General features: G+C 38.6%; 24 protein-coding genes. 22 read left to right on the forward strand and 2 right to left on the reverse strand.

Going from position 1 to position 26,262, the window contains the following annotated elements; translation table 11 throughout:
* The 13 genes from ligA to B7E05_RS07895 all read left to right on the forward strand — a co-directional run bounded on the left by ligA (position 1) and on the right by B7E05_RS07895 (position 15,774).
* A complete protein-coding gene (ligA, locus tag B7E05_RS07835) occupies positions 1 to 2,010 on the forward strand; it encodes an NAD-dependent DNA ligase LigA (RefSeq protein WP_080873684.1) in 2,010 nt (669 codons plus the stop codon).
* A 6-nt stretch (positions 2,011 to 2,016) separates the two neighbouring features.
* Positions 2,017 to 3,129, forward strand: coding sequence for a CamS family sex pheromone protein (locus B7E05_RS07840; protein ID WP_080873685.1), 1,113 nt, complete (start codon positions 2,017 to 2,019; stop codon positions 3,127 to 3,129).
* Positions 3,130 to 3,567: 438 nt separating this feature from the next.
* Positions 3,568 to 4,836 (forward strand): helix-turn-helix domain-containing protein, encoded by a 1,269-nt coding sequence (locus B7E05_RS07845; protein ID WP_080873686.1) that lies wholly within the window; start codon positions 3,568 to 3,570, stop codon positions 4,834 to 4,836.
* A gap of 508 nt (positions 4,837 to 5,344) precedes the next feature.
* The gene (gatC, locus tag B7E05_RS07850) at positions 5,345 to 5,647 is read left to right on the forward strand and encodes an Asp-tRNA(Asn)/Glu-tRNA(Gln) amidotransferase subunit GatC (protein ID WP_080873687.1); all 303 of its coding nucleotides are present in this window, start codon (positions 5,345 to 5,347) and stop codon (positions 5,645 to 5,647) included.
* Positions 5,648 to 5,664: 17 nt separating this feature from the next.
* Positions 5,665 to 7,131, forward strand: a complete 1,467-nt coding sequence (gene gatA, locus B7E05_RS07855; RefSeq protein ID WP_080873688.1) for an Asp-tRNA(Asn)/Glu-tRNA(Gln) amidotransferase subunit GatA — start codon at positions 5,665 to 5,667, stop codon at positions 7,129 to 7,131.
* Complete coding sequence (gatB, locus tag B7E05_RS07860) at positions 7,131 to 8,561, forward strand: Asp-tRNA(Asn)/Glu-tRNA(Gln) amidotransferase subunit GatB (RefSeq protein WP_080873689.1); 1,431 nt, start codon at positions 7,131 to 7,133, stop codon at positions 8,559 to 8,561. The genes gatA and gatB overlap by 1 nt, the downstream gene beginning before the upstream one ends.
* 222 nt (positions 8,562 to 8,783) lie before the next feature.
* A complete protein-coding gene (locus tag B7E05_RS07865) occupies positions 8,784 to 9,698 on the forward strand; it encodes a diacylglycerol kinase (protein WP_080873690.1) in 915 nt (304 codons plus the stop codon).
* A 147-nt stretch (positions 9,699 to 9,845) separates the two neighbouring features.
* A complete protein-coding gene (rlmD, locus tag B7E05_RS07870; RefSeq protein WP_080873691.1) occupies positions 9,846 to 11,234 on the forward strand; it encodes a 23S rRNA (uracil(1939)-C(5))-methyltransferase RlmD in 1,389 nt (462 codons plus the stop codon).
* Between the two features lie 310 nt (positions 11,235 to 11,544).
* Positions 11,545 to 11,850 (forward strand): hypothetical protein, encoded by a 306-nt coding sequence (locus B7E05_RS07875; RefSeq protein WP_245833024.1) that lies wholly within the window; start codon positions 11,545 to 11,547, stop codon positions 11,848 to 11,850.
* Between the two features lie 474 nt (positions 11,851 to 12,324).
* On the forward strand, positions 12,325 to 13,305 hold the full coding sequence (locus B7E05_RS07880; protein WP_080873692.1) for a quinone oxidoreductase family protein: 981 nt from the start codon (positions 12,325 to 12,327) through the stop codon (positions 13,303 to 13,305).
* A gap of 330 nt (positions 13,306 to 13,635) precedes the next feature.
* Complete coding sequence (locus tag B7E05_RS07885; protein WP_218672697.1) at positions 13,636 to 14,682, forward strand: plasmid pRiA4b ORF-3 family protein; 1,047 nt, start codon at positions 13,636 to 13,638, stop codon at positions 14,680 to 14,682.
* A 137-nt stretch (positions 14,683 to 14,819) separates the two neighbouring features.
* The gene (locus B7E05_RS07890; RefSeq protein ID WP_080873693.1) at positions 14,820 to 15,254 is read left to right on the forward strand and encodes a VOC family protein; all 435 of its coding nucleotides are present in this window, start codon (positions 14,820 to 14,822) and stop codon (positions 15,252 to 15,254) included.
* Between the two features lie 13 nt (positions 15,255 to 15,267).
* Complete coding sequence (locus B7E05_RS07895) at positions 15,268 to 15,774, forward strand: O-acetyl-ADP-ribose deacetylase (protein WP_080873694.1); 507 nt, start codon at positions 15,268 to 15,270, stop codon at positions 15,772 to 15,774.
* 80 nt (positions 15,775 to 15,854) lie between these two features.
* On the opposite strand, the gene B7E05_RS07900 is transcribed toward B7E05_RS07895, so the two are convergent.
* Positions 15,855 to 16,409 carry a cysteine hydrolase family protein gene (locus B7E05_RS07900; RefSeq protein ID WP_080873695.1) on the reverse strand — a complete coding sequence of 185 codons (555 nt, stop codon included), beginning with the start codon at positions 16,407 to 16,409 and terminating at the stop codon, positions 15,855 to 15,857.
* Positions 16,410 to 16,527: 118 nt separating this feature from the next.
* Here B7E05_RS07900 and B7E05_RS07905 point away from each other — a divergent pair, with 118 nt between their 5' ends.
* The 9 genes from B7E05_RS07905 (at position 16,528) to B7E05_RS07945 (ending at position 24,241) form a co-directional block, all read left to right on the forward strand.
* Positions 16,528 to 16,968 carry an Lrp/AsnC family transcriptional regulator gene (locus B7E05_RS07905; protein ID WP_080873696.1) on the forward strand — a complete coding sequence of 147 codons (441 nt, stop codon included), beginning with the start codon at positions 16,528 to 16,530 and terminating at the stop codon, positions 16,966 to 16,968.
* A gap of 222 nt (positions 16,969 to 17,190) precedes the next feature.
* A complete protein-coding gene (locus B7E05_RS07910; RefSeq protein ID WP_245833026.1) occupies positions 17,191 to 17,538 on the forward strand; it encodes a metal-sensitive transcriptional regulator in 348 nt (115 codons plus the stop codon).
* Between the two features lie 74 nt (positions 17,539 to 17,612).
* The gene (gene copZ / locus B7E05_RS07915; RefSeq protein WP_080873697.1) at positions 17,613 to 17,819 is read left to right on the forward strand and encodes a copper chaperone CopZ; all 207 of its coding nucleotides are present in this window, start codon (positions 17,613 to 17,615) and stop codon (positions 17,817 to 17,819) included.
* Between the two features lie 89 nt (positions 17,820 to 17,908).
* The gene (locus B7E05_RS07920; protein WP_080873698.1) at positions 17,909 to 20,335 is read left to right on the forward strand and encodes a heavy metal translocating P-type ATPase; all 2,427 of its coding nucleotides are present in this window, start codon (positions 17,909 to 17,911) and stop codon (positions 20,333 to 20,335) included.
* 1 nt (position 20,336) lies between these two features.
* Entirely contained in the window at positions 20,337 to 20,924 is a 588-nt protein-coding gene (locus tag B7E05_RS07925) for a YdhK family protein (RefSeq protein WP_080873699.1), read from the forward strand.
* 99 nt (positions 20,925 to 21,023) lie between these two features.
* A complete protein-coding gene (locus tag B7E05_RS07930; RefSeq protein WP_080873700.1) occupies positions 21,024 to 21,695 on the forward strand; it encodes a hypothetical protein in 672 nt (223 codons plus the stop codon).
* Between the two features lie 36 nt (positions 21,696 to 21,731).
* Complete coding sequence (locus B7E05_RS07935) at positions 21,732 to 22,010, forward strand: glutaredoxin family protein (protein ID WP_080873701.1); 279 nt, start codon at positions 21,732 to 21,734, stop codon at positions 22,008 to 22,010.
* A 140-nt stretch (positions 22,011 to 22,150) separates the two neighbouring features.
* On the forward strand, positions 22,151 to 22,771 hold the full coding sequence (locus B7E05_RS07940) for a nitrite reductase (protein WP_080873702.1): 621 nt from the start codon (positions 22,151 to 22,153) through the stop codon (positions 22,769 to 22,771).
* Positions 22,772 to 22,822: 51 nt separating this feature from the next.
* A complete protein-coding gene (locus B7E05_RS07945; RefSeq protein ID WP_080873703.1) occupies positions 22,823 to 24,241 on the forward strand; it encodes an MFS transporter in 1,419 nt (472 codons plus the stop codon).
* A gap of 174 nt (positions 24,242 to 24,415) precedes the next feature.
* Here the strand turns inward: B7E05_RS07945 and B7E05_RS07950 are convergent, their stop codons facing one another.
* Positions 24,416 to 25,978, reverse strand: coding sequence for a BCCT family transporter (locus B7E05_RS07950; RefSeq protein ID WP_080873704.1), 1,563 nt, complete (start codon positions 25,976 to 25,978; stop codon positions 24,416 to 24,418).
* Between the last annotated feature and the right edge of the window lie 284 nt (positions 25,979 to 26,262).

The raw sequence follows: 26,262 nt of genomic DNA on the forward strand, positions 1-26,262 counted from the left end.
ATGAATGAACAAAAGATAAAAGAACAGATGGACTCACTTGTTGAGCTCCTTAACCAATATGGTTATTCCTATTATGTTTTAGACAATCCCGCTGTCCCCGATTCAGAGTACGATCGGAAATTACGGGAACTGGAGGATTTAGAAAAAGAATATCCGGAATTTGCAAGGGATGATTCCCCTACACAACGTATCGGCGGAGAACCGCTTGACGCTTTTCAAAAAGTAGCGCATGAAACACCGATGATGAGTCTTGGCAATGCTTTTAATGAACAAGACTTACGGGATTTTGCCAGAAGGGCGGCAGAAGGGGTATCCGGTCAAGTTACTTTTGTATGTGAATTGAAAATAGATGGTTTAGCCGTTTCCCTGAAGTATCAGGATGGCAAGTTTGTCCTGGGATCTACCCGCGGGGACGGGAGAATCGGGGAGGATATTACCTCTAACCTGCGCACGATACGAAGCATCCCGTTAAGTATTCAAAAAGAAGGAACAGTAGAAGTTCGCGGTGAAGCTTTTATGCCGCATAAGTCTTTTTTAGCGTTGAATGAAGCACGGGAAGAAAACGGAGAAGAGCCTTTTGCCAATCCGAGAAATGCAGCTGCCGGGTCATTGCGGCAGCTCGACCCGAGAATAGCTGCCAAGCGTAATTTAGATATATTCCTATATGGTGTGGGTGAATGGGATGATAATAGAATAAGCCGGCACAGTGAACGTTTGGAAGCATTAGAGCGTCTAGGTTTTAAAACGAATAAAGAGTGGAAAAGGGCAGAAAGCATTGAAGAAGTGCTGGAATTTATAACCTATTGGACAGAGCATCGCCAAGATTTACATTATGAAATTGATGGTATTGTAGTTAAAGTAGACAACCTAGATCAACAGGATGAACTTGGTTTTACTGCCAAAAGTCCGCGTTGGGCGATTGCTTATAAATTCCCTGCAGAAGAAGTGGTGACCACTTTAAAAGATATTGTATTAAGTATAGGCAGAACAGGTGTAGTGACTCCTACAGCCATGCTGGAGCCTGTCCGGATTGCCGGGTCAACCGTGCAGCGGGCGTCCTTGCATAACGAAGATCTCATTCGCGAGCAGGATATCCGGATTGGTGACCAGGTCGTGATAAAAAAAGCAGGAGATATTATTCCTAAAGTAGTCCGCTCCCTTGTGGAACAGCGTACAGGGGAAGAAAAAGAATTTTATATGCCAGACGTTTGTCCGGAATGCGGAAATGAATTAGTCCGTTTAGAAGGAGAGGTGGCATTACGCTGCATCAATCCGAATTGTCCGGCACAATTGAAGGAAGGGTTGATCCATTTTGTATCCCGAAACGCCATGAATATCGACGGGCTTGGAGAAAAGGTAATTATTCAGCTCTTCCGTGAAGATCTCGTGCATACCATTGCGGATTTATATCGATTGGAAAAAGAAGACCTTCTGGATTTGGAGCGGATGGGTGAAAAGTCTGTTACCAATCTTTTACAAGCAATAGAGCGTTCGAAGGAAAATTCGTTAGAAAGATTATTATTTGGACTGGGTATTCGTTTTATCGGATCAAAAGCTGCGCAGACCTTAGCGATGGAATTTGAAACAATGGAACAGCTTCAACATGCCAGTTTGGAAGAGATTGCAGCGATTGAAGAAATTGGTGAGAAGATGGCAGATTCCGTTGTTCGTTATTTTGAGGAAGAGAAAGTGACAGAGCTGTTGAACGAGTTAAAAGCATTAGGTGTTAATATGACTTATACCGGCCCGAAAAAAGCAGAAATGACAACAGATAGCTTATTCTCTGGAAAAACAGTTGTACTGACTGGTAAAATGGAGCAATATACGAGAAAAGAAGCGAAAGAGCTGATTGAATCGTTGGGCGGAACCGTAACTGGTAGTGTCAGTAAAAAGACAGATGTTGTTATTGCCGGAGCGGACGCCGGTTCCAAATTGGAAAAAGCAGAAAAATTAAATGTAGAAGTATGGACCGAGACAGAGTTAAAAGAAGCGGCCGAGGGAGAGGAGTGATTCGCTTTGAAAAAATGGATACTATCCATTGCAGTAATCGCACTGTTTTTAAGTGGATGTATGCAGCAGACATCTAATGATGATGAGGTTGTCCAGGAAGAAACCAGCCAGGAAGAAGCCTCTATTGTGCCAACTAATAGACTTTCCGGGGAAAATTATCGTATGATTTTACCATATCAGCCAAGTGAAGCCAGAGGTGTTATTACGAACCAGGTAGCTAACCGTGTTGATATTGACGAAATGGAAGAAGGGCTCCGTCGGCTGTCAATGGATGTATATGACCCGGAAGATTATTACTTTCAGGAAGGGCAGTATTTCGATAGTGACCGTATCTATAGTTGGATTGATGAATTGAATCCGGAAGTGGATAAAGGGTCGGATGAAGAAACGTTCCGGGAAAATCCGCGTTACTTATCGCATATTTTAGAACAAAACTATTTAACACAGACGGAAGAAGATAATGTTCATTTAGAGGGAATTTCCATCGGGTTGGCAATGAAATCTGTGTACCAATTCCAGACAGATACCGGGGAACCTTATGAATATGAAGAGATATCAGAAAGTGATATGATGAATCAGGCAACAGAGATTGCAGAGGATATTGTAAACGATATTCGTGAAAATGATGAAGAATTAAGTGATATCCCGATTATGATTGGTGTATATCGGGAGGAAGAAGAATCTTCCCCTGTACCGGGAAATTTTGTAGCTAAGACAACTGTCGATGGAGGCAGCAGTTCTGTCGGCGACTGGGAAGATGTTGAGGAAGAAAATATTCTATTCCCTTCTGATGAAGGAGAAGATAAATATTATGATGATCAGGAGCTTGTTACCAATTTTGCAAATGAAATCAGTGATTTCTTCCCTAACTATGTCGGTATGGTAGGAGAAGGTTTCTATGTAGATGAGGAGCTGCAAAAACTACGTATGGATATACCGATCGAGTTCTACGGAAAAGGAGAAGTTATCGGATTTACCCAATATGTTTATGGGCTTATCGAGGAAATGTTCCCGAATTATTATGATATCGAAGTAAATATAAATTCCAGTCAAAAAAGTGAAAGCCTGCTTTACCGAAATGCGGGTGAAGATGAAATCCAGATTCATGTGTATGATTAAAAGGGTAGAAAATTTACTGTCCGTAACTGCTTTGTCAGTTATAGGCAGTAAATTTTCTTTTTTTAAGAAAATTTTTCAATGGAGTTAGAACTCATTATCGTTTCATCTGGCTATTTTCCCAAATTGAAACGATGCAGATTATGGTACAATGAATGTATCATATCGGAGTCCATATACTATATAAATTGAATGAAAGGAGTTGTCAATACTACGAGTATCAAGATGTGCTGAATGAAAAGGAGAGGCATTTTTTCAATCGATATTCCGTTTCTTGAATTGTAAGTGCTTTCCAGAACCTTTTGACCTATTTTCCTTGTTAAAGAAAATAAGGGGGATGTATGGAAAGGACAAGCATATACAAGTTTGTCTGTGCAAGGAAAAAAGAGGATGGATACTTAATTCGTGATAAAGATTAAGAAGAATGGGGAGAAAGTTAACATGATAGCAATTGGAACGTATATTAAAATACAACGTATGAAGCAGAAAATGACTTTAGGAGAGCTATCAGAAGGAATTGTCTCTTTATCCTATTTATCTAAAATTGAGAATCAGAAAACAGAACCGAATGAAGATATTATAAAAAAGCTGTGCAACAGACTCTGTGTTACCACGGATCAGCATCAAGATGAAGCAATTGGGCAACTATGTCAGAGCTGGTATGAGTTATTGGATGAAAGCAGCAGTGAACAGGAAATGGAAGCAGGTTATAGCGAAATTCAGGAATTAATGGATAAAAACTATTCCAACCATCTTGTTATGTTTGAAATCCATAAAATAAAGTATTTTTCATTGATGAACAGAAAGGATTTAGCTGCTAGCCAAATTACGCATTTAAAAGAGACGATGGATACTTTCAGTTTGGAAGAACAGTATTTTTGGTATTTATTTAACGGACGTTACAGTTTTTTTGTGCAGAATTATTATCATTCCATGTACCAATATAAAAAAGCAGAAAATATTACAGAAAGTTACCGTTTGAGTGAAAAAATCGAAGCGGATTTAAAGTATTATATGTCCATGACACACTCTAAGTTAAGAAATTCTCTGGAAGCTATTGAGTATGCTCAGGAAGCTTTGAAAATGTATATGAAACAATATAATTTTCTGCGCTGTGCACGGGCACATAATATTTTAGGAATTTGCTATTGTCATATTAAATTATATAAAAAAGCCGCTGAAAATTTCACGCTTGGATTAAAATTGGCAGAAACTGTCCATGATAAAACGGTGATTCAAACCATTCATCAGAATCTTGGTTATCTGTATGCTTCCAAAGGCGATTCAACAAAAGCAATTGCCTATTATAAAATCGTATTGAACAGCTCCGATGTCCCTTCTGGCAATAAAATGGAAGTAACTGCGCTGCTTGTGCGCGAATATTATCATGCGAATTATTATGATGAAGCAGAAGAGTATATTAATTATGGATTGAAACAATTCTATGATTTAACGGATAAGCAACCGTATATCGTATATAAGTATATTTTACGCAGCTATTATTATTTACTGGATGAAAAGTTTCATCATTTTGAACAACTATTAATTGATAATCTATTGCCATTATTAAAGAAGCAAAAAGACTATGGGAATTATATTCTCTATTCTGAACTGTTGGCAAAGCATTATGAAAGCAACAGCAACTATAAAGATGCTGTACAATATTATCGGGAAGCAAGTCAAACGTATAAACATATTGCCCATCTTTGATATTTTTTCGCGTTTAAAACCAAGTTATTCTATAATATTAATTGTAAATTATAGAATAGCTTGGTTTTTTTGGAGAAAAAGAAAGAATAACGTTTTGCCTGAATAAATTCTTATTCAGGAACAGCCATGTCCAGCTCCAAGCGCCAAAAACTAGGAGACTTCCCGTCCTGCCCTACGATAAGTCATCATCGGTTCGTCACCTCACCGTGATTCCTTTATCTCAGTTACGCCGCTCCAGTCTCTACGTTTTTAAACGGGCGCTTTCCGCTTTTCGTTCGTATGCAGAGTGATAAACTTGCCTTGTATCCGTTTATTTTGCTATTATCATTATGCGACGGTTTTAATAGGATGAATATTGTCAGCAATATTCATATCAAACAGGACTCAAAAATGGTATAATATTATTTTGATGAGTGTATAAATGGAGCAATAAAACCCATGCTGGAATATAAGTGCTATTGCGGTAGCATATTATAAAAATCAATAAAATGTTTTGGAGGGTAAAGAGATGGCAGAGATTTCAAAAGAGCAAGTAAAGCATGTAGCTAATCTTGCACGCTTGGAATTTGATGATGCAGAAGTGGAGCAAATGGCCAGCGAGCTGAGTGCGATCATTGAATATGCGGAGCAGTTGAATGAATTAGATACAGAAAACGTAAAACCAACGACACACGTATTGGATTTAAAAAATGTGATGCGCAAAGATGAGCCTAAAAAATGGATTACACAGGAAGAAGCATTAAAGAATGCGCCAGATCAAAAAGATGGACAAATCCGTGTGCCATCCATTTTAGCAAATAGTGAAGAATAAAGGAGGGTATAAGGTTCATGTCTTTATTTGATTATACAATCAAAGAATTAGAAGCAAAATTACATAATCAGGAGATTACTGTAGTAGATTTAGTCAAAGAATCTTATCGGCAAATTAAAGAAGTAGACGGAGATGTACATGCATTCCTGACACTTGATGAAGAAAAAGCATTGGAAAAAGCAAAAGAGCTGGACAAGCTTGAAGATAAATCCGGTGTCTTATTTGGTATTCCAGCAGGTATTAAAGATAATATTGTCACAAAAGAACTTCGGACGACTTGTGCAAGTAAACTTTTGGATAATTTTAATGATCCATTATACGATGCAACAGTGGTTGAAAAATTACACGCAGAAAATCCGGTTGCTGTCGGTAAACTAAACATGGATGAATTTGCAATGGGATCTTCCAATGAAAATTCCGGCTATGTACCGACTCGTAATCCGTGGAATACCGATCACGTTCCTGGCGGTTCCAGCGGCGGATCAGCTGCAGCAGTAGCAGCAGGAGAAGTGTTGTTCTCTTTAGGTTCTGATACAGGTGGATCGATTCGGCAGCCGGCAGCATTCTGTGGAGTCGTCGGTATGAAACCTACGTATGGTCGTGTATCCCGTTTCGGCCTTGTTGCGTTTGCTTCTTCCTTAGACCAGATTGGACCTTTAACTCGCACGGTAGAAGATAATGCGCGTGTACTGGAAGTTATTGCAGGTCATGATAAAATGGACTCTACCAGCGCAGATGTAGAAGTTCCAGCATACACAGAGGCATTAACAGGCGATGTGAAAGGCTTAAAAATTGCTGTTCCGAAAGAATACTTAGCAGAAGGTGTTTCAGAAGAAGTAAAAAATGCGGTGATGGAAGCATTAAAAGTCTATGAAAATCTGGGCGCAACGTGGGAAGAAGTGTCTTTACCACATTCGAAATATGCCCTTTCAACGTATTACTTGCTTTCTTCTTCGGAGGCTTCCGCAAACTTAGCACGCTTTGATGGGTTACGTTATGGTGTCCGGTCAGAGAATGCCGAAAACATGCTGGATATGTTCGTGAAATCCCGCAGTGAAGGATTTGGTAACGAAGTGAAGCGTCGTATTATGCTTGGAACCTTTGCACTTAGTTCCGGTTACTATGATGCATACTATAAAAAAGCACAAAAAGTACGTACATTAATAAAAAATGACTTTGATAATATTTTGAAAGAATATGATGTGATTGTCGGGCCGACAGCACCAACACCAGCCTTTAAAGTGGGCGAAAAAACAAGTGATCCACTGACGATGTACGTCAATGATATCATGACGATTCCAGTTAACTTAGCAGGTGTTCCTGGTATTTCTATTCCTTGCGGATTCTCCGAGGAAGGATTGCCAATCGGTTTGCAAGTTATTGGGAATTATTTTGATGAGAGCACCGTATATCGTGCTGCTCATGCATTTGAACAAGCAACGGAACACCATACAAAACGACCTCAACTGGGAGGTGCCAAGTAATGAATTTCGAAACAATTATTGGACTTGAGGTACACGTAGAGTTAAAAACACAATCAAAAATCTTCAGCCCGGGCACAAACGAATTCGGCTCTGCACCAAATACAAATGTGAATCCGATTGACTTAGGATACCCGGGAACGCTGCCTGTTTTAAACGAAGAGGCGGTTAACTTTGCTATGAAAGCAGCATTGGCATTAAATTGTGAAATAGCAACCGATACAAAATTTGACCGTAAAAACTACTTTTATCCGGATAATCCGAAAGCTTATCAAATCTCACAATTTGACCAGCCAATTGGGGAACATGGCTGGATTGAAATTGAAGTAAATGGCCAGAAGAAAAAAATTGGCATCACCCGTCTGCATTTGGAAGAGGATGCCGGAAAATTGACACACGGGGAAGATGGTTATTCGTATGTCGATTACAATCGTCAGGGAACACCGTTGATTGAAATTGTATCCGAGCCGGATATGCGTTCTCCGGAAGAAGCTTATGCATACTTAGAGAAGCTGAAAAATATTATTCAATATACAGGTGTATCAGATGTGAAAATGCAGGAAGGGTCTCTGCGTTGTGATGCTAATATCTCGCTTCGTCCAATTGGACAGGAGGAATTTGGTACCAAAGCAGAATTGAAAAACTTAAACTCTTTCTCTTTTGTGCAAAAAGGATTGGAATTTGAGGAAAAACGTCAGGAAAAAGAATTACTGACCGGCGGAGAGATTTTACAGGAAACACGCCGCTATGATGAAAAAACCAAAGAAACGATTCTAATGCGTGTTAAAGAAGGTTCGGATGACTATCGTTATTTCCCGGAACCTGATCTTGTGCCGCTATATATTGATGAGGCTTGGAAAGAACGTATCCGCAGTGAAATTCCGGAACTTCCTGATGCAAGAAGAGAACGTTATGTGAATGAATTAGGTCTGTCGGAATATGATGCAAATGTATTAACGGCATCCAAGCAGATGTCCGATTTCTTTGAAGAAGCAGTAGAACAAGGAGCCGATATGAAGCAGGTGTCCAACTGGTTAATGGGAGAAGTTTCTGCTTACATGAATAAAAACTATAAAGAAGTAGAAGAATTGGCCATTACACCAGTCGCCTTGGCAAAAATGATTCAACTGATTGATGATGGCACGATTTCATCTAAAATTGCGAAGAAAGTATTTGCAGAACTGGTTGAAAACGGCGGTGACCCGGAAAAAATTGTCGAAGAAAAAGGCCTGGTGCAAATCTCTGATCCAGAGCAATTAAAGCCGGTTATCAATGATATTCTCGATCAAAATGAACAATCTATCATTGATTTCAAAGATGGCAAGAAAAAAGCAAAAGGCTTCCTTGTCGGACAAATTATGAAAGCAACAAAAGGACAGGCGAACCCGCAGCTTGTAAACGAAATTCTGGCAGCGGAGCTTGAAAAGAGATAAGTCCACAGAATAGCACCAAGATAAAAAGAATAAAGCAAACGAGCAGGCTGCCGCATGATGTGATGTGGCAGCCTCTCAAATGGGTAAGAAAGTTACATTTTGTCGAAGTTTGTTATTTTTCTGTTCATTTTGCTTTTCAAATATATAAAAAAAGTCTATGATATGGACTAGGTGAGTTTAATTTATAGGACGTATATAACTTCCATACAGGGAGGAAAGAACATGAAAAAGGCCCGAATCATTTATAACCCTACTTCGGGACGTGAAGCAGTCAAAAAAGAATTACCAAATATCTTAGAAAAGCTGGAAACAGCCGGTTATGAGACTTCAGCGCATGCGACAACATGTGAGGGGGATGCTATCGACGCAGCAAAAACTGCAGTAGAGAGAGGCTATGACCTCATTGTTGCTGCTGGCGGCGATGGTACGATAAATGAGGTTGTTCATGGTGTAGCAGAACAAGAGCATCGACCAAAGTTAGCGATATTACCTGCTGGAACAACAAATGATTTTTCCAGAGCACTCCATATCCCTAAGGATATTGGTAAGGCTACAGACATTATTTTGGAAGGCAATTCGATGAAATTAGATATCGGAAAAGCCAATGAGCATTACTTTATCAATATTGCCGGCGGAGGAAAACTGACGGAATTAACATATGATGTCCCAAGCAAATTAAAAACCATGTTAGGTCAATTAGCATATTATATGAAAGGCATTGAGATGCTGCCTTCTTTGAAACCAGCCCACGTTAAAATTGAGTACGATGAGCATGTTCTGGAAGAGGATATCATGCTTTTTCTAATCTCTAATACGAATTCCGTCGGCGGTTTTGAAAAGCTGGCTCCCGATGCACGTTTAAATGATGGGTACTTTGATGTTCTCATCTTAAAGAAAACCAATCTTGCTGAATTTATTCAAATTGCATCACTTGCCCTTCGAGGGGAACACTTAAAAAGTAAAAACATTATCTATACACAAGCAAAGCGTATTAAAGTGACAAATGAGGATAAAATGCAGTTGAACATTGATGGCGAATACGGCGGTATGCTGCCAGGAGAATTTATCAATCTTCAGGAACATATTGAATTTATGGTTCCCGCTGAGTTTATCGAGCATCAAGAAGATTTGGAATAAGGATGAGAGTCTCTAAACAGGATTTGTTTAGAGGCTTTTTTCTTTTGAGAATGAACGGACCGGTAAAGGAGTATTGTTTTCGATTTTTACACCCTTATGATAAAATAAGGTATTAAAATCGATTACGGAAATAGAGGAAGATGTAAAATGGCGAAATCTACAGGAAAGACACCTGTTCAAAAAAATGAGCAATTATCCATCACAATAGAAGATATAACACATGAAGGAAGCGGTGTCGGGAAAATAGACGGCTATCCTTTGTTTATTCCGAAGACCTTACCAGGAGAAGAAGCACTTATCAAAGTGGTTAAAGTAAATAAAAATTATGGTTTCGGGAAACTGCTGGAACTGAAAAAAACAAGCCCGGAGCGTGTGGAGCCAACCTGTCATGTCTATTGTGGAGGGTGCCAGCTCCAGCACATGAGCTATGCCCTTCAATTACAGATGAAACAGAACCAGGTCCACAATGTGATGAAAAAAATAGCGCATCTGGAGCATGTCCCGGTACATCCGATTATCGGTATGGAGGACCCTTCTCATTACCGGAATAAGATACAAATTCCAGTTGATGAAAAAGACGGCGAATTAATCACAGGTTATTATCAAAAAAGAAGCCACCGGATTTTACAAAATCAAGATACCTGTCATGTGCACAGTCATGCGATGAATGAGGTGCTTCCATTTGTTCGTCATTTAATGAATAAATATGGCGTGACAGCTTATGATGAAAAAACACATCGCGGTGAGCTTCGGCATATTATGATTCGGACAGGCCACTTCACGGGAGAAATGATGGTTGTTTTGGTAACTCGTACAGCCAAACTTCCGGGTAAAGAACAAATGGTGGAAGAATTGAAGCAGAAGTTTCCTTTTATCCGTTCGATTATGCAGAATATCAATGACCAGCGCACGAATGTGATTCTAGGGAAGAAGACAAATGTATTATGGGGTGCATCTTATATTCATGATACGATTGGTGATTTAACGTTTGCGATTTCACCAAAGTCCTTTTATCAAGTGAACCCTGCACAGACGAAGGTGCTTTATGATAAAGCTTTGGAGTATGCTGCTATTGATGAAAATGATGTCGTTGTTGATGCATACTGCGGCATAGGTACGATATCTCTGTTCCTTGCTCAAAAAGCGAAAAAAGTTTATGGAATCGAGGTTGTGCCAGAAGCCATTGAAGATGCAAAGAAAAATGCAGCGCATAATGGAATAAATAATGCGGAATTTACCGTTGGACAGGCAGAGAAAGTGATGCCGGCTTGGAAGAAAGAAGGCCTGGATCCGAATGTGATTGTTGTCGACCCGCCTAGAAAAGGCTGTGATCCAGAATTTCTGGATGCGATGATGGCAATGAAACCGGAGCGGATTGTGTATGTTTCTTGTAATCCTTCGACACTGGCACGGGATTTGCGTATTTTGGAAGACGGCGGTTATGAGGCGAAGGAAGTACAGCCGGTGGATATGTTTCCGAGTACGGGGCACGTGGAATGTGTGACACACTTACAATTCGTTCTAAATAATGACTGAGAGAGATCATAAACTAAATTGCGTAAATGAGGGCATGTGGCTCTTATTTCGTAGTTTAGTTTTTTATATATATAAAGTAAATGATGAAGAGGGGTAAAAGATGTTATCAATCTGTAGAAAAGATTGATATGAAAAGCTGTGAACTATTGGTATCACAAAAGCTTTGAATGATGACATTCATTCAAGAGGATTTTATATTGAAATCCTTTCGCTACATCGACTCTTTTTTTCTCCGAAAAGTCATGTTTTTAATGAAAACATCATAACTTTAGTAAAGAAGCTTGATCAGATTAGAGGGGAGGGAATGCCGGTGACTAACGATAAAAACCAAAAAGGCAAAGACGATGATAATATAATTAAAAAGACCTCTCAGGAAGCGAACAAGTTTTTCGACCATACCGTTGATACGTCCGGTAAAATTATTAAATCAATTTCAGGTGAAGGAGGACTTGTTGGAAAAGCGACCGATGCTTCGGGAAATATTTTAAAGGGTGCAGCGGGGAAAGCGAACGATATTATCGAAAAAACATCAGAGGCACCCGGAAATCTTTATAAAAGTGTTAAAGGACGAAAAAATCAGAGAGGCGAAGAGAGAAAAGACCATAAAGATGAATAGGATAAGTAACAAGAAGCGGCAGGGAATAGGTTCCTGCCGCTTCTTGTTATGCGCCAGGCATGCGCGCACTCTCTAGGGTTGAAGTCCCGAACTACGAAGGCAGTAACAGTAGTTAGCTTAAGTCAAGGGCGTCTGGGGCGACCCAGAATTTGAAGGAAGCGGCAAACCTCTGCCCTTAGGAACACGGACTTCATAGAAGGCTAGGTGCACTTGGGTGAGACTGCAATACAAGTCAAAGCCCTCCACTGCACAATAGAAGTATGAAGAGATATAAATTTGCTTATATGTATTAGAAAGAACATTGCAATAGTCAGGGGCAGATCGATTGTATAAAAAATCAAATATATAGACGTGAAAAAAAACGACTTTTTATTAATTCGCAAAGAGGTGCTTTTGATATAAAATCAGCAGTCAAAATAATTAAAAACGATTCCCATGTTATACTAAAACAAAATCCTAAAGCAGGTGATATGCATGAAGGCTGCTGTAAGCAACTATGATAAAGAGAATAATCAATATGTCGTCATCCAAAATGTATCTGTACCAGTTCCTCGAGAAAATGAGGTTCTCGTGGAGGTATATGCAACCAGTTTAAATTTTGCGGATCTCTTGGCGGTTAAAGGAGCATATCATCAGCAATCAAGAGAACCCTTCATTCCTGGTTTTGATTGTGCAGGATATGTTGTCGATAAAGGATCGAAAGTAAAGCATTTTAAAATAGGAGATAGAGTTGCAGGTTTTCCTTCTGGCGGGGCATTTTCAGAATATGTATGTGTGCATGAAGACTTGCTCTATCCTATGGAGAATAATCTTGATTTTGATGCAGCGGCTGCTTCAATCAGTGTAGGAATCACAGCATATGAACTTTTATATAAAGTCGCCGGATTACGAAAAGATGAAACAGCAGTCATACATGCGGCTGCTGGAGGTGTCGGGCTCACATTATTACAACTTGCCAAGCATATTGGAGCTAAAGTGATTGGTGTTGTGGGCAGCGAAACAAAAGCAAAGTTTATCAGACAATATGGTGCTGACTATGTCATTCAACACACAGAAGTTGATTTTAAAGAAAAAGTGTTACAAATTACAAATGATAAAGGAGCAGATATTGTTTTCGATTCCATCGGAGGGCATACATTTGAAAAAAGTTTTGCCTGTTTAGCGCCTTATGGCAAGCTAATCACTTTTGGGCATGCTTCCGGGAAAAGCGGAACTGTTCGATCATATGACCTTCATACCACATCGAAAGCTGTTCTTGGCTACAGTTCTGGTCAAAGGCAAAAAGACTGCCCGCATGCTTTAAAGACAAGTGCGATTTGTTTTTTCCGTTTAGTAGCAAATGAAGAAATTAAAATACCGATATCGCATCATTTTAAATTAAGCGATATAAATGAAGCATTTAAGCGCATGGAGAGCAGAAATGTTATAGGTAAGATGGTCATTTTCAACAGTTGATAAAAAAGGCAAAACGTTTATCTATTGATAAGCGTTTTTTTGATAACAGTAGTTTTAAGAAAAAATGCTCGCTTTAAGAACGAAAGTTTGGTATAGTAATAAAAACGAACAAATGTTCTTTTACGGTTGAAGAGGATTTGCCAGTGGTTGTACGATGATGTGCAAATAAATTGTAACCGGTTTATCTTTTAAACTGTAGATAAACCAATTGCTCATGTATAAATTATCCTGCGAGGTTGCATGTAATCTTGCTTGGCATTAGAAATAATGTTTCATATAATAAAGTTAGTTATAAAAAACTTGGAACTAAGTAAGATTGGAGGGAAAAAAGTGAAAAACAATAGGAACATGACAAACGAAGAAATTGCTCCTGTTCGTCTGCATCTGGAATTAACAGATGATTACTTGTCAGATTTTGAAAAAAGAATGTTGAAAAGATATGGGGAGTCCTTAGATGGTAAGTCTATATCAAGGGATATTCTTATTCCGTCTGACATGCCGCTGCACAATCTGCATTATGCAATTCAAAAATTATTTGGATGGAAGAATTCGCATCTGCGCAAATTTCAGTTGCCAAAGTCTGTCTATCAAAATTTAACCGGTAATACAGTAAAAGGCTGGTCCGATTTAGTAGGCGATCTTTTTCAACCGCCTTCTGAAGCAGAGCGTGATATTTTTTGGGATGAAGATTACAGAAGTGGAAGTATTAATACGTGGCTGAAGAAAAAGTATACAGGCCCTTATGTATATGGCGGAAATTTAGAGCATCCGGAAGCGGCAAAACAAGACATACAGCAGATGTTAGATCATTTTTCAATGATAGAGGTACAGGAATCAGTCAGGGACTATCTGGATCGGATGAAAGAGAATCCGGATGCCGAAAGGAAAACCTTGCGAAAAGCACCTTTAATTGATCTGACACTTGATGAAATGAATGCTACTCTCACAATGGAGGGCGGTAAGGATAGTTTGTTGGAACGTTTAGAAGCAGATAAGCTGCTGGCTGCACAAAATGAATCCATGAATGATGAAGCGTTGTTTCCGGTTACCAGAGAACTGTTTTATCAATACGATTTTGGAGATAATTGGACGGTGACTATAACAAAACATGCGGATTATGCAGATTTACTGCAACAAAATCTGATTGGTGAAGAAGAGCTTACGATAGCGGAGGCGGAAGTCTTGGATAAGCATAAGCCAATATGCATTCATAAACAAGGAATCAACGTTTATGATGATGTTGGCGGATTAAGCGGCTTTGCGGAATTTTTAGGGGCGATTTATGAAGGAGATAAATCGGAAGCATCAGAAGCACGTGCATGGGCAAAGAGTCTTGGCTGGAACGTGCAAAAAATATCCAATAAAAAGATGTTATAATGATTGGTTTACAGCACAATTATAAGAAGGAATAATGGTTTGCAAACAAATCAAGAAATATTGTAACGTTTAACAAGGCATCATCTAAAAGGCACCCTTATAAAAGATGATACACCTATAAAAAAGGAGAGAGCTGAATGGTACAAGGAGTAGAATTTGATTTTGTAGTTAAAGACAGCAAAACAGCATTGGAACAATATAAATCCATTTTTGATGTAGAAGTGGTAGAGAAGACCAATTTTAAGGTTGGGAATAACGAAGCGGTATTTACTATTTATGGTACACGATTCCATATGCTTGATGAAAATCCGGAATATCAATTATTTGCACCAAAAGAAGGTCAAGCCCAATCCTTTTGGTTTAATGTAACGGTTCCAGATATCCAAGAAACATATGATAAAGCAATGGCTGCCAATGCAACAGAGATTCAGCCAGTCACAAGAATGGAAGAAATGGGTATTTCCAATGCAATGTTTTTAGATAGCTTTGGCTATGTGTGGATGCTGCATGAAGTGCATCGTGAAGTTTCTTTTGAAGAACGTGTGGATATTTTAAGTAAAGATTTTGAATAGAGGTGATGCTCGTATGCCATTTAAAATCATTCAAAATGATATAACAAAAGTTCATACAGATGCTATCGTGAACCCTGCTAATTCCACATTGTTAGGAGGAGGCGGGGCTGATGGAGCCATTCACCGTGCGGCAGGACCTGAATTATATGAAGAATGCCGTACTCTCGGCGGTTGTGAAACTGGGCAAGCGAAAATAACAAAAGGTTATCAGTTACCTGCTGACTATGTTATTCACACCGTCGGGCCGGTTTGGCACGGCGGAAAAGAGAATGAAGAGAAACTGTTAGCAGATTGCTATAAAAATTCCCTTCATTTAGCGAAGGAATATCAATTGGAAAGCATTGCTTTTCCGCTTATCTCTGCTGGTGTTTATGGGTATCCTAAAGAACAAGCATTTAAAGTTGCTGTTTCGGTTATTCATGACTTTTTGTCAGGGAATGAGATGGATGTTTACTTTATTGGATTTGATGAGGAAACATTTACGTTGATGAAGAAGTGGTATGAATCTATTACGGAATGATGATGAGTAATACAGTAGAAGATAAAAGCGGAAGACTTCTTTTTGGATATAGAAGTCTTCCGTTTTCGTTTAAAATTGAATTAGTTTCTAGTAGCTAAAAAATTCTCCGTAGAATCTATAGTAGCATACATCCCATCAAGTGCACCGACAAAAGCATAATGAACTTGTTCAGCTGGAACTTCTTTGCCATCATAAGCTAAGCTTCTTGTAGCACATGCATCTTCAATAAGCGTTGTATCATAACCCAAATCCACTGCTGCTCTCACTGTTGCGTCGATACACATATGCGTCATCATACCTACGACAATAACGTTGGTTATGCCTTTTTCTTTTAATTTGCTTTCTAATTCTGTGTTTAAAAAGCTGTTCGGAAAATGTTTTGTAATAACACTTTCATTTTCTAATGGAAGAACAGCCTCATTTATATTTGCTCCTTCCGTATCTGGAAGAAAGAAACCTAATGATGGATCACTGGCAATATGCTGAATATGAAAAATATTATCTTTTTGATTCTGTCTGAACCATTCCAGCACTTTGGCAGCGTTAGAAGCTGCTTTGTCAGTGTTTACTAGTTCCATATTTCCGTTTGGAAAATAGTCGTTTTGAATATCTACAATAATTAAAGCTGTACTCATTATTATCACCTCATGAAAAAATTTGTTATAATACCATGATAAACGATACGTCGATTTCTATCGATACGTTGATGAAACACTTTTAAGGCAAATCATTTCACAATGAAAGGAATAGATTATGGAACTTGATAATATTGATGTTCAAATACTTCAGTTACTATCTGAAAATTCGCGTATACAGTGGAAAGACTTAGGAAAGCAGATTCATATGACAGGGCAAGCGGTAGGAAATCGTATTAAAAGACTTGAGGATAATGGTGTAATTAAATCGTATTCGATTATTGTAGATGAAATGAAATTAGGGCTTTCTTATACAGCTTTTGTCATTATATATATGAAAACAGCAGATCATCATGCATTTTTAGAGTTTACCAATAACCAAAAAGAAATTGTGGAAGTTCATCGGGTGTCGGGAGAAGGCTGTTACCATTTACAAATAAAAGTTCGTTCGCAAGACCAGTTAAACCTCGTCCTTAATAAAATACTTGACTATGGAAATTATAAGTTGTATTTATCTATTAAAGAAACAAAGCAGGGTAACCCATTAAGCGCGACTTGATTTACCTTCTAGATGAAAAATGTTGATGTTTAAAAATGATTCCCAAAATCCAAGAAACTAACATGCGCAGTGCCAATTTGATGCGAAAGAAAGGTAGTTGTGAATGTATTCAAGAGCAGTATATATTAAAACAGACTTTAAATACCTTGTGGGGGTATAGTATAATGAAATCAGAAACAAATTAGATTTAAATAATCCTTGGAGTAAGAGAGGAGAATGAATATGGGAAAGACTGCTGAACATATGAATCCAATAGAACAGAAGAAAATGTGCTGTGTAGAAGAAGGAGAAGATCCCAATGCATATATGCCCGATGAACTCCAACGAAATTTAATGAATCGCATGAGTCGAATCGAAGGACAGGTGAAAGGTGTTAAACGTATGATTGACCGCAATGTATATTGTGATGATATCTTAACGCAAATGTCGGCGGTACAATCTGCTTTACATTCTGTTTCAAGGCTGCTTTTAGAAAGCCATATAAACACCTGTGTAATGGACAGATTAGAGAATAAGGATCCAGAAATTGTGGAAGAATTTATGACAACCATCTCAAAAATGATAAAATAAAAATTTTTCACTTGACAATACCTATCAGGGGTATGGTAATATGAAAATGAATCAAATATTAGGAGGTAATTTAAATGGAAAATAAAACACTCAATGTACAAGGAATGTCTTGCGGTCATTGCGTTCAATCTATTGAAGGGAATGTAGGAGAATTGAATGGAGTGGAATCCGTCAAAGTACATTTAGAAGATGGAAAAGTAGACGTATCTTTTGATTCAGAACAAGTCGGTTTAAAAGAAATTACAGAAGTAATCGAAGAACAAGGCTATGATGTTGCTTAATATAGAAGGAAGATGATCGTGCTGTTTCAGCACGATCCCCTTTTTGAAATTTAAATACCCCTATAAGGTATATGGAGAGGTGAAAAACAATGGGAGCACAAAAGGAAGCGAATCTACAAATTCAAGGTATGACTTGTGCTGCATGTGCCAATAGAATTGAAAAAGGCCTCAATAAAATAGATGGCGTGGAAAATGCAAATGTCAACTTTGCAATTGAAAAAACAAAAGTTGTTTACGATCCTGAAAAAACAAATGTACAGGATTTTGAAGATAAAATCGAAAAATTAGGTTATCATGTTGCGCACAATAAACAAACATTTGATATTTCAGGTATGACCTGTGCCGCATGTGCCAATAGAATTGAAAAACAATTAAATAAAATGGAAGGCGTTTCGAACGCTACCGTTAACTTTGCTTTAGAAAATGTGGCGGTAGATTATGACCAGGGTCAAGTTACTGTCAGCGATATGATGGAAACGGTAAAGAAATTAGGTTATAGCCTAAAAGTGCAAGCGTCTAAAGAAGAAACGGCCAATAATAAAGAAGAAGAAATTCGCCATCAAACTGGAAAATTTATCTTTTCAGCCATTTTAACCCTTCCTTTATTATGGACGATGGTGACACACTTTGAATTTACGTCGTTTATCTATTCCCCGGATATGTTAATGAATCCGTGGGTACAACTAGCATTAGCTGCACCCGTACAGTTTATCGTTGGTGCACAATTTTATAAATCTGCATATAAAGCATTGAAAAATGGCAGTGCGAATATGGATGTTCTAGTCGCATTAGGTACATCGGTTGCTTTCATTTATAGTATTTTCCTTGGAGTAGAGTGGCAAATCCAAGGTCAGGTTGGCATGCCGGATCTTTATTTTGAAGCTTCCGCAGTTATTATCACATTAATCTTGCTTGGAAAATTATTTGAAGTCCGTGCGAAAGGAAGAACCGGTCAGGCAATACAAAAATTGCTTGGCATGCAGGCGAAAACTGCCCGCGTGATCAGAAACGGGGAAGAACAAGAAATTGCAATTGAAGAAGTAATCGTTGGTGATACCGTCATGGTACGTCCTGGTGAAAAAATTCCTGTGGATGGTCAAATTGTTAAAGGGGAATCCGCAGTTGACGAATCGATGATTACTGGGGAAAGCATCCCCGTTGATAAAAAGACTGGTGATGTGGCTATTGGTTCAACCATTAATAAAAATGGATTATTAACCGTTGAAGCGACAAAAGTTGGTAAGGATACAGCTCTTTCGCAAATTGTGAAGGTTGTTGAGGAAGCGCAAGGAAGTAAAGCAGATATTCAACGTGTAGCGGATCGTGTATCTGGTGTATTTGTTCCAATTGTTGTAGGGATAGCGCTTGTAACAGGACTTGTATGGTATTTCTTTGTCGCACCTGGGGATTTACGTTCTGCTTTAGTCCCTGCGATTACAGTATTGGTTATTGCCTGCCCTTGTGCACTTGGTTTAGCTACTCCGACATCCGTTATGGCCGGGTCAGGGAGAGCAGCAGAATTAGGCGTATTATTTAAGGGCGGAGAGTATTTAGAGAATACACGTAATCTAAACACGATTGTTTTAGATAAAACAGGAACAGTAACGAAAGGCGAACCTGAATTAACAGATGTTTTGCCTGAACAAGGTTTTACAGAAGAAGAAGTGCTCGCTTTTGTGGCTTCTGCTGAAAATAATTCCGAACACCCGCTTGCAGAAGCAATTGTTAAAGGTGCAAAAGCAAAAGGTGTTCAGATTCAAGAAACCGATTCTTTTGAGTCAGTACCGGGATACGGTATCCAGGCCTCTGTGGATGGAAAAATGATTTTTGTCGGTACTAGAAAACTGATGAAACGAGAGAATATTGATACCTCTTCTGTAGAAGATAATATGGAAAACCTTGAATCAGAAGGAAAAACAGCGATGTTAATTGGGTTAGAAAATCAATTAGCTGGTGTGATTGCAGTTGCAGATACTGTAAAAGAAACTTCCAAATCAGCTATACAAAGAATGCACGAGCAAGGACTAGAAGTCATTATGCTGACTGGAGATAATCAGCGGACAGCTGACGCAATCGGAAAACAGGTAGGAATCGACCGTGTGATTGCAGAAGTTGTTCCCGAGCAAAAAGCAGATGAGGTTAGAAAACTTCAAGAGGAAGGCAAAAAAGTTGCTATGGTTGGTGACGGTGTTAATGACGCCCCAGCGTTAGCCGTGGCAGATATCGGCATGGCGATTGGTACTGGAACAGATGTAGCGATTGAAGCGGCAGATATTACACTGATGCGCGGTGATTTAAATAGTGTGGCAGACAGTGTACAAATTAGTGCAAAAACAATGCGTAATATTAAACAAAACCTGTTCTTTGCCTTTTTCTATAATTCAGCTTCTATTCCGGTTGCAGCGATTGGACTGCTCGCTCCGTGGGTTGCCGGAGCAGCGATGGCATTCAGTTCTGTATCTGTTGTAGTAAATGCTTTACGATTACAACGCTTGAAGTTAAAAGGAGGCCAATAAGATGTCCATTAAGAAATGGGTTTCCTTAGGGATTATTTATGTAGTGGCAGTTTTTGCAGCATTCGGTATTATTACCGGACAAAATCCGCTGGCGAGCGGAGAAATGGAACATGATGAACACGCAGAGGAGCATGGAGGGATGAATCATTCAGCTGAAGAAATGTCTAGTTCTGGAGACATCCCTGCAGGTCTTCAAGAAGCATCAGATCCGACATTTGAAATTGGCAGCGAAGCAATCATAAATGCCGATCATATGCCAGGAATGGATGGTGCTGTGGCGGAAATCTCCGGTGCGTTTGATACGACGGTTTACACCGTATCTTATACGACAGAGGAAGGGCAGGAAATCAGTGACCACAAGTGGGTTATCCATGAAGAATTGGAAAATCCAGATGCTGCTCCATTGGAAGCTGGCACGAAGGTTGTATTAAATGCGAATCATATGGAAGGAATGGACGGTGCGAATGCAGAAATCGATTCTGCAGACGAAACGACTGTCTATATGGTTGATTTTGAAACCACAGATACTGGAGAAGAAGTTCAATACCATAAATGGGTAACAGAGGAAGAGTTAGCACCGGCAGATTAAGAGTTACCCTCTTGTAAAAAAGTTCTTCTCATAGGATCTGTCGAAACAAACGGAAATGCTTTGAATTATCATATGAAAAAATCAAAGGAGGAAGTAAATATGGATCATAGTCATCACCATCACCATAATCATTCAGGTGAATCAGAGGTAAAAGTAAATGTAACGTATAAGGACGGAAAAATATCTATCGCCTTAGAGGATAATGCCGGAAAAGCGCCGGAACTGGCTTTAGCACATGAAAAAGAAATGCATTTTATTATGGTATCGAATGATTTAGAGCAGTATTATCATTTGCATCCGGAAAAAGAGCAGGAAGGCCATTATATCATTAACCAGCCTTTAAAGGATGGTACGTACAAAGCCTTTGTTGATATTACGCCAAAGGAAAAAGCATATCAGGTAGCTCCTAATACTGTTCAGGTCGGAACGAAGGAAACAGGTAAAGCTGATTTGAAGTCTGACGATGATTGGACTAAAGAAGTGGATGGAAAAACCGTTACGTTAGAGGATGTCAAAGCAAAGGCTGGGAAAGCTGTTCCTTTAGATTTTAATATGCACGGAGAAACCCCTGAGCCGTATTTAGGTGCGTTAGGTCATGTGGCCATTGTAGATGAAGCTGCAGAACAATATATCCATGTTCATCCAGATTCTGACGACACCACTACATTTCATGCTCATTTTCCGAAGCAGGGAATGTATAAAATTTGGGCAGAATTTGAATTTGATAATAAGGTACACACTTATTCATTCAACATTGATGTAAGTGAATAAGTAACAGCCTCATACCTGGAGGAGGTAAGTTTACAAATGGCTGCATATCATTTGGAAATCTATACAAGACCGACCTGCTCGGATTGCCAGGACTTGAAAAACTTCTTAGAAGAACATCAAATCCCGCATAAACAATATGACTTAGCAAAACAGCCAGAAAAAGAGAAAGAATTGAAAAAGATAACAGGGAATAGAATTGTTCCCGGAATTGTTTTTTCTCAATCTTCTATATTAGGTTTAAGGAAAAAAGCTAAGAGTATGACCGGATTTGAGCAAAATAAAGAAGAAATTAAAAAGTTGTTGGAAATCAGCTAATAGAAATAAATGGATTCCATAAAGAGTTTTAATGTCTTTATGGAATCTACTTTGTAATAACGAATTGTTTTTATCATTTTAAATACCTTACTAGCGTATTGTATAAAAGTGGTGAAAAAGTATAAAGAGGGGGAGTCCATATGGAAAGTGATGATAAAAAGATAAAAATAGCTGTCAATGGAGGTATTGGATTTGGATCAAAACTAAATGCCAATCAGCTGCTGACCATTTCCAAGTATATGGATGAAAGCGAGGAGCTGGAATTAACCACTTTTCAACAACTTTATATCGAAATACCAGAAAACAAAAAAGAAGAAATAATAAAGGAATTTGAAAATGTGGGGTTGGCTTGTTACCCAGTAGGAAGTTATGTGAAGAGTTTAAGAACCTGTAATTTCTGTAAAGGGGAAGAGCGGGAAGGGATGCCTGTTGCCAAAGAGCTCAATAAGCGATTTGCTGGCAAACAAGTTCCTTTTACATTAAAGATGGCTTATACAGGCTGTCCGATTGGCTGCGGAGAACCAATGGTCAGCGATATAGGCGTTATGAAATTTAAAGATCAGTACAATTTATATGTAGGTGGAAAAGGTAAGGGATTCGATGCAGAAGTAGGGATGCTTTTGCAAGAGAACCTGGAGCCGGAAGAGCTGTACGAAATGATAGAGAGAATCATCGATAGTTATGCAAAGCTCGGCAAGAAAAGAGAGACTTTCTTTAAATTCTGGAGAAGAATCGGGAAAGAGCAAATGGTAAATATTTAAATAACATCTATATGATGTTTGGTTACATGTAATATTGGAGGTAATACAACGATGTCTACACATACAAATACAAACTCACAACCAGACCCTAAACGGTGGAAAGCACTGTTTTTATTATGTTTTGCGAACTTCTTGGTAATAATGGACGCATCTATTATTCAGATAGCACTGCCGTCCATTCAGAAGTCACTCGGTTATACGCAAGAAAGTTTGCAATGGGTGATGAGCGCATTTTTGCTCATATTTGGAGGCTTCCTGTTATTAGGAGGGAAATTAGCTGATTTATATGGCAACCGCCGTATTTTTAATACTGGTGTTTTTATTTTGGCAGTTTCGTCTTTATTTGCAGGTTTAGCCTGGAGTGAAATAAGTTTAAATATATTTCGTGGAATGCAAGGATTGGGATCTGCTTTCATTGCGCCTTCCGCTCTATCTATGGTCATGCGGCTGTTTAATTTCAGCTCGTCTGAAAAAGCAAAGGCACTTGCTTTTTGGGGCTTGTCTGGTGCAGCTGGGGGCGCATTCGGAATTGTATTTGGCGGACTTTTAACTGGATCACTCGGCTGGCGCTGGACATTGTTCATCTATGTACCGTTAAGTATTATAGTTTTGATTTTTAGCCCGAAACTATTACAAAAATCCGGACAAAGAATGAAAGGTCGTATTGATTATATTGGTGCTATTTTAGTCACAGTGTCTCTGATGTTACTTGTATATGGTATTGTATCAGCGGAACACAGCGGCTGGACATCAAGTAATGTTATGATTTCTCTTATTACAGGTGTTGTTCTGTTTCTAATTTTCCTTCTTGTAGAATCCAAAATGAAAGAAGCGTTATTACCACTTCATATATTTAAAACACCTAATTTAGGTATTGGTAATGTCGGCGTCTTTTTAACACAGGCAACATGGTTCCCATTAATTTATATGTTGATCCTTTATCTGCAGCAAGTACTGCAATACTCTCCAACAGCTGGTGCAATGGCAGTACTACCTGTACCTTTATTTATGGCCTTCTTCATGATTGCAGTAGCTGAAAAGGTATTGGCTAAATTAGGTATAAAAATGACGATGGTAGTAGGTTTTGTTATTCTTGGCTTAGGTAATATTCTATTTTCCCAATTTGCAACAGTAGATGGTACTTACTTTATCAGCGTATTATTCCCATCATTTGTAGCAGCACTTGGTAATGCACTTGCTTACTTAGCGTCTACAACAGCGTCTGTATCAGAAGTAGAACCGAAAAAATCGGGGCTTGCTTCCGGTTTATACAACACGAACTTCCAAATCGGCTCTGCTATTGGTCTATCCGTTATGGTTGCAATTGCGGGTACGGCAACAAGAGCGAGTGAAGCTACTGATTCAGTTGTTGCTTTAAATGAAGGTTTCCAACAAGGATTCTTCTGGGCAGGTATGATTGCTTTTGTTGGAGCTGTTTTAGCTTTGTTGTTTGTTCGAACAAGAAAATAATAAGACTTTATTCGGTTAACATGGATTCTCTGGCAAACATGGAACAGTTCTAAAAAATAAATGCACAGACGAAGAACAGAACAAAGACTAAAAAAGATTCCCTCCAGCAAAATATTGCTGGAAGGAATCTTTTTTTACAGTTAATCCTGAATGTATCCTGTTTAGCTTGTCCATTTATTCAGCGCGGGATTTGTAATCATAGTCGCTATATCGTGCCACCTTGTATTTTTTATTTGCAATTTTAGATTGTCTGATTTTATCTTCATTTCTTAACTCTTTCAACACGGCCCAGCATATAAAAACAGTAATGATCGTAAATGGTGTGGCTATAACGATAGCTATTGTTCTGACTGCTTCCAGACCGCCGGCTAATAAGAAAACAACAGCAGATCCTGCAGTGACCAATCCCCAGGTTATTTTGAGATTTCTTGTCGGATTAGGATTACCATTGCTGCTCAACATTCCTAACACAAAAGTAGCGGAATCTGCTGAGGTGATAAAGAAAATAAAAATCAGTAGAAGAGCCAATACACTTAAAAAGGAACCTAGTGGAAATTCACTTAGAAAAGCAAACAAAGCTCCATCCACATTTGCATTTATCGCTTCAGCTAATTGACTGTTGCCTAAATCATGAATTAAGTGCATAGCGCTGCCTCCAAGAACGGAAAACCAGATAAAGGATATAAAGGAGGGTACTAATAATACACCTAAAACAAATTCTCTAATGGTTCTTCCCTTTGAAATCCTGGCGACAAAGGATCCTACAAAAGGAGACCATGTGGTCCACCAGGCCCAGTAGAATACGGTCCAGGTACCTATCCAATTGCTTCCTTCACTATCAAACGGTTCCATCCGAAGACTCGTAGGCAGTATACTTCCCACATAACTTCCTGTGGTGGAAATCAGTATTTCAAAGATCTGTCTGGTAGGACCTAAGATAAGTATGATGAACACGACAAAAGCCATAAGTACCATATTAAAGTAAGAGAGATATTTAAGACCCCGATTCAACCCTGACCACGAAGAAACAATAAATAATAATGTAGCAAAACCTATAATAAGTAACTGATTAGAAAATGTAATTGGTACGCCCCATTGCGCATTCATCCCATTGTTAATTTGTAAAGTACTTAATCCAAATGTGCTTGCAACCCCAACGGCAGTAATAAATACAGAAACAATATCAATTGTTTTGCCGGGGGTTCCGTAAATTCTTTCTCCTAACAATGGGTGAAAAATGGAACTTATGGATGGCGGTAATCCTTTACGAAAATGAAAATAAGCCAATCCCAGCGCTACAGTACCGAATAATGCCCAAGGGTGCATCCCCCAATGAAAAAAAGTAGCTCTCATTGCTTCGGTGGCAGCTTCTGCAGTTTCACCTTCTCCAGTGGGTGGTGTTATGTAATGCGAAACAGGTTCAGCAACTGCCCAAAACACCAATCCAACTCCCATGCCTGCACTGAACAGCATGGCAATCCATGACAGCGTACTATAAGCAGGCTTATCTGTATCTTTTCCTAATCGTGTTTTCCCGAATTTAGAAAACATTAAATAAATACAAAAAGCTACAAAAATAGTGCCTACAAGTAAGTAGAACCAGTTAAAATAAGTCACTGTAAAATCCAAAAATGCAGCTGCTTTTTCTCCTAGCCAATTATTAAAGACCACACCGATAATTACGAACAATATACTTAGCAATAAAGAAATACTAAGAACGCTGTTGCGTTTAAACAAGAAAATTCCTCCTCATTTTTAAAATTAAATCTAAATAATAATGAATAGTGATTGAAAGAATTTTTGATACATCCTCAGGATAGAATCCCCCCTTTACAAAATACAACTTTAATATTACAATTTTTTGAAATCGCTTTCAAATGATAATCATGATTATATCATAATCAGAATAATTAGTATATATATAATTTGGATAATTTACCAAATTAATAATAAAGCAAAAAAATTTTAAAATGCCTATTGCGTTCTATAATAATCATGATTATAATATAATCAAAGTAGTA

Source organism: Oceanobacillus timonensis, assembly GCF_900166635.1.
Lineage (GTDB): Bacteria > Bacillota > Bacilli > Bacillales > Amphibacillaceae > Oceanobacillus > Oceanobacillus timonensis.

Coding starts and splice junctions, on each gene's coding strand:
- B7E05_RS07865 (WP_080873690.1), top strand. CDS start 8,784: ATGAAAAAGGCCCGAATCATTTATAACCCTACTTCGGGACGTGAAGCA.
- rlmD (WP_080873691.1), top strand. CDS start 9,846: ATGGCGAAATCTACAGGAAAGACACCTGTTCAAAAAAATGAGCAATTA.
- B7E05_RS07880 (WP_080873692.1), top strand. CDS start 12,325: ATGAAGGCTGCTGTAAGCAACTATGATAAAGAGAATAATCAATATGTC.
- B7E05_RS07935 (WP_080873701.1), top strand. CDS start 21,732: ATGGCTGCATATCATTTGGAAATCTATACAAGACCGACCTGCTCGGAT.
- B7E05_RS07945 (WP_080873703.1), top strand. CDS start 22,823: ATGTCTACACATACAAATACAAACTCACAACCAGACCCTAAACGGTGG.
- B7E05_RS07925 (WP_080873699.1), top strand. CDS start 20,337: ATGTCCATTAAGAAATGGGTTTCCTTAGGGATTATTTATGTAGTGGCA.
- B7E05_RS07940 (WP_080873702.1), top strand. CDS start 22,151: ATGGAAAGTGATGATAAAAAGATAAAAATAGCTGTCAATGGAGGTATT.
- B7E05_RS07890 (WP_080873693.1), top strand. CDS start 14,820: ATGGTACAAGGAGTAGAATTTGATTTTGTAGTTAAAGACAGCAAAACA.
- B7E05_RS07930 (WP_080873700.1), top strand. CDS start 21,024: ATGGATCATAGTCATCACCATCACCATAATCATTCAGGTGAATCAGAG.
- B7E05_RS07905 (WP_080873696.1), top strand. CDS start 16,528: ATGGAACTTGATAATATTGATGTTCAAATACTTCAGTTACTATCTGAA.
- B7E05_RS07910 (WP_245833026.1), top strand. CDS start 17,191: ATGGGAAAGACTGCTGAACATATGAATCCAATAGAACAGAAGAAAATG.
- B7E05_RS07845 (WP_080873686.1), top strand. CDS start 3,568: ATGATAGCAATTGGAACGTATATTAAAATACAACGTATGAAGCAGAAA.
- copZ (WP_080873697.1), top strand. CDS start 17,613: ATGGAAAATAAAACACTCAATGTACAAGGAATGTCTTGCGGTCATTGC.
- gatC (WP_080873687.1), top strand. CDS start 5,345: ATGGCAGAGATTTCAAAAGAGCAAGTAAAGCATGTAGCTAATCTTGCA.
- B7E05_RS07900 (WP_080873695.1), bottom strand. CDS start 16,409: ATGAGTACAGCTTTAATTATTGTAGATATTCAAAACGACTATTTTCCA.
- ligA (WP_080873684.1), top strand. CDS start 1: ATGAATGAACAAAAGATAAAAGAACAGATGGACTCACTTGTTGAGCTC.
- gatB (WP_080873689.1), top strand. CDS start 7,131: ATGAATTTCGAAACAATTATTGGACTTGAGGTACACGTAGAGTTAAAA.
- B7E05_RS07895 (WP_080873694.1), top strand. CDS start 15,268: ATGCCATTTAAAATCATTCAAAATGATATAACAAAAGTTCATACAGAT.
- gatA (WP_080873688.1), top strand. CDS start 5,665: ATGTCTTTATTTGATTATACAATCAAAGAATTAGAAGCAAAATTACAT.
- B7E05_RS07920 (WP_080873698.1), top strand. CDS start 17,909: ATGGGAGCACAAAAGGAAGCGAATCTACAAATTCAAGGTATGACTTGT.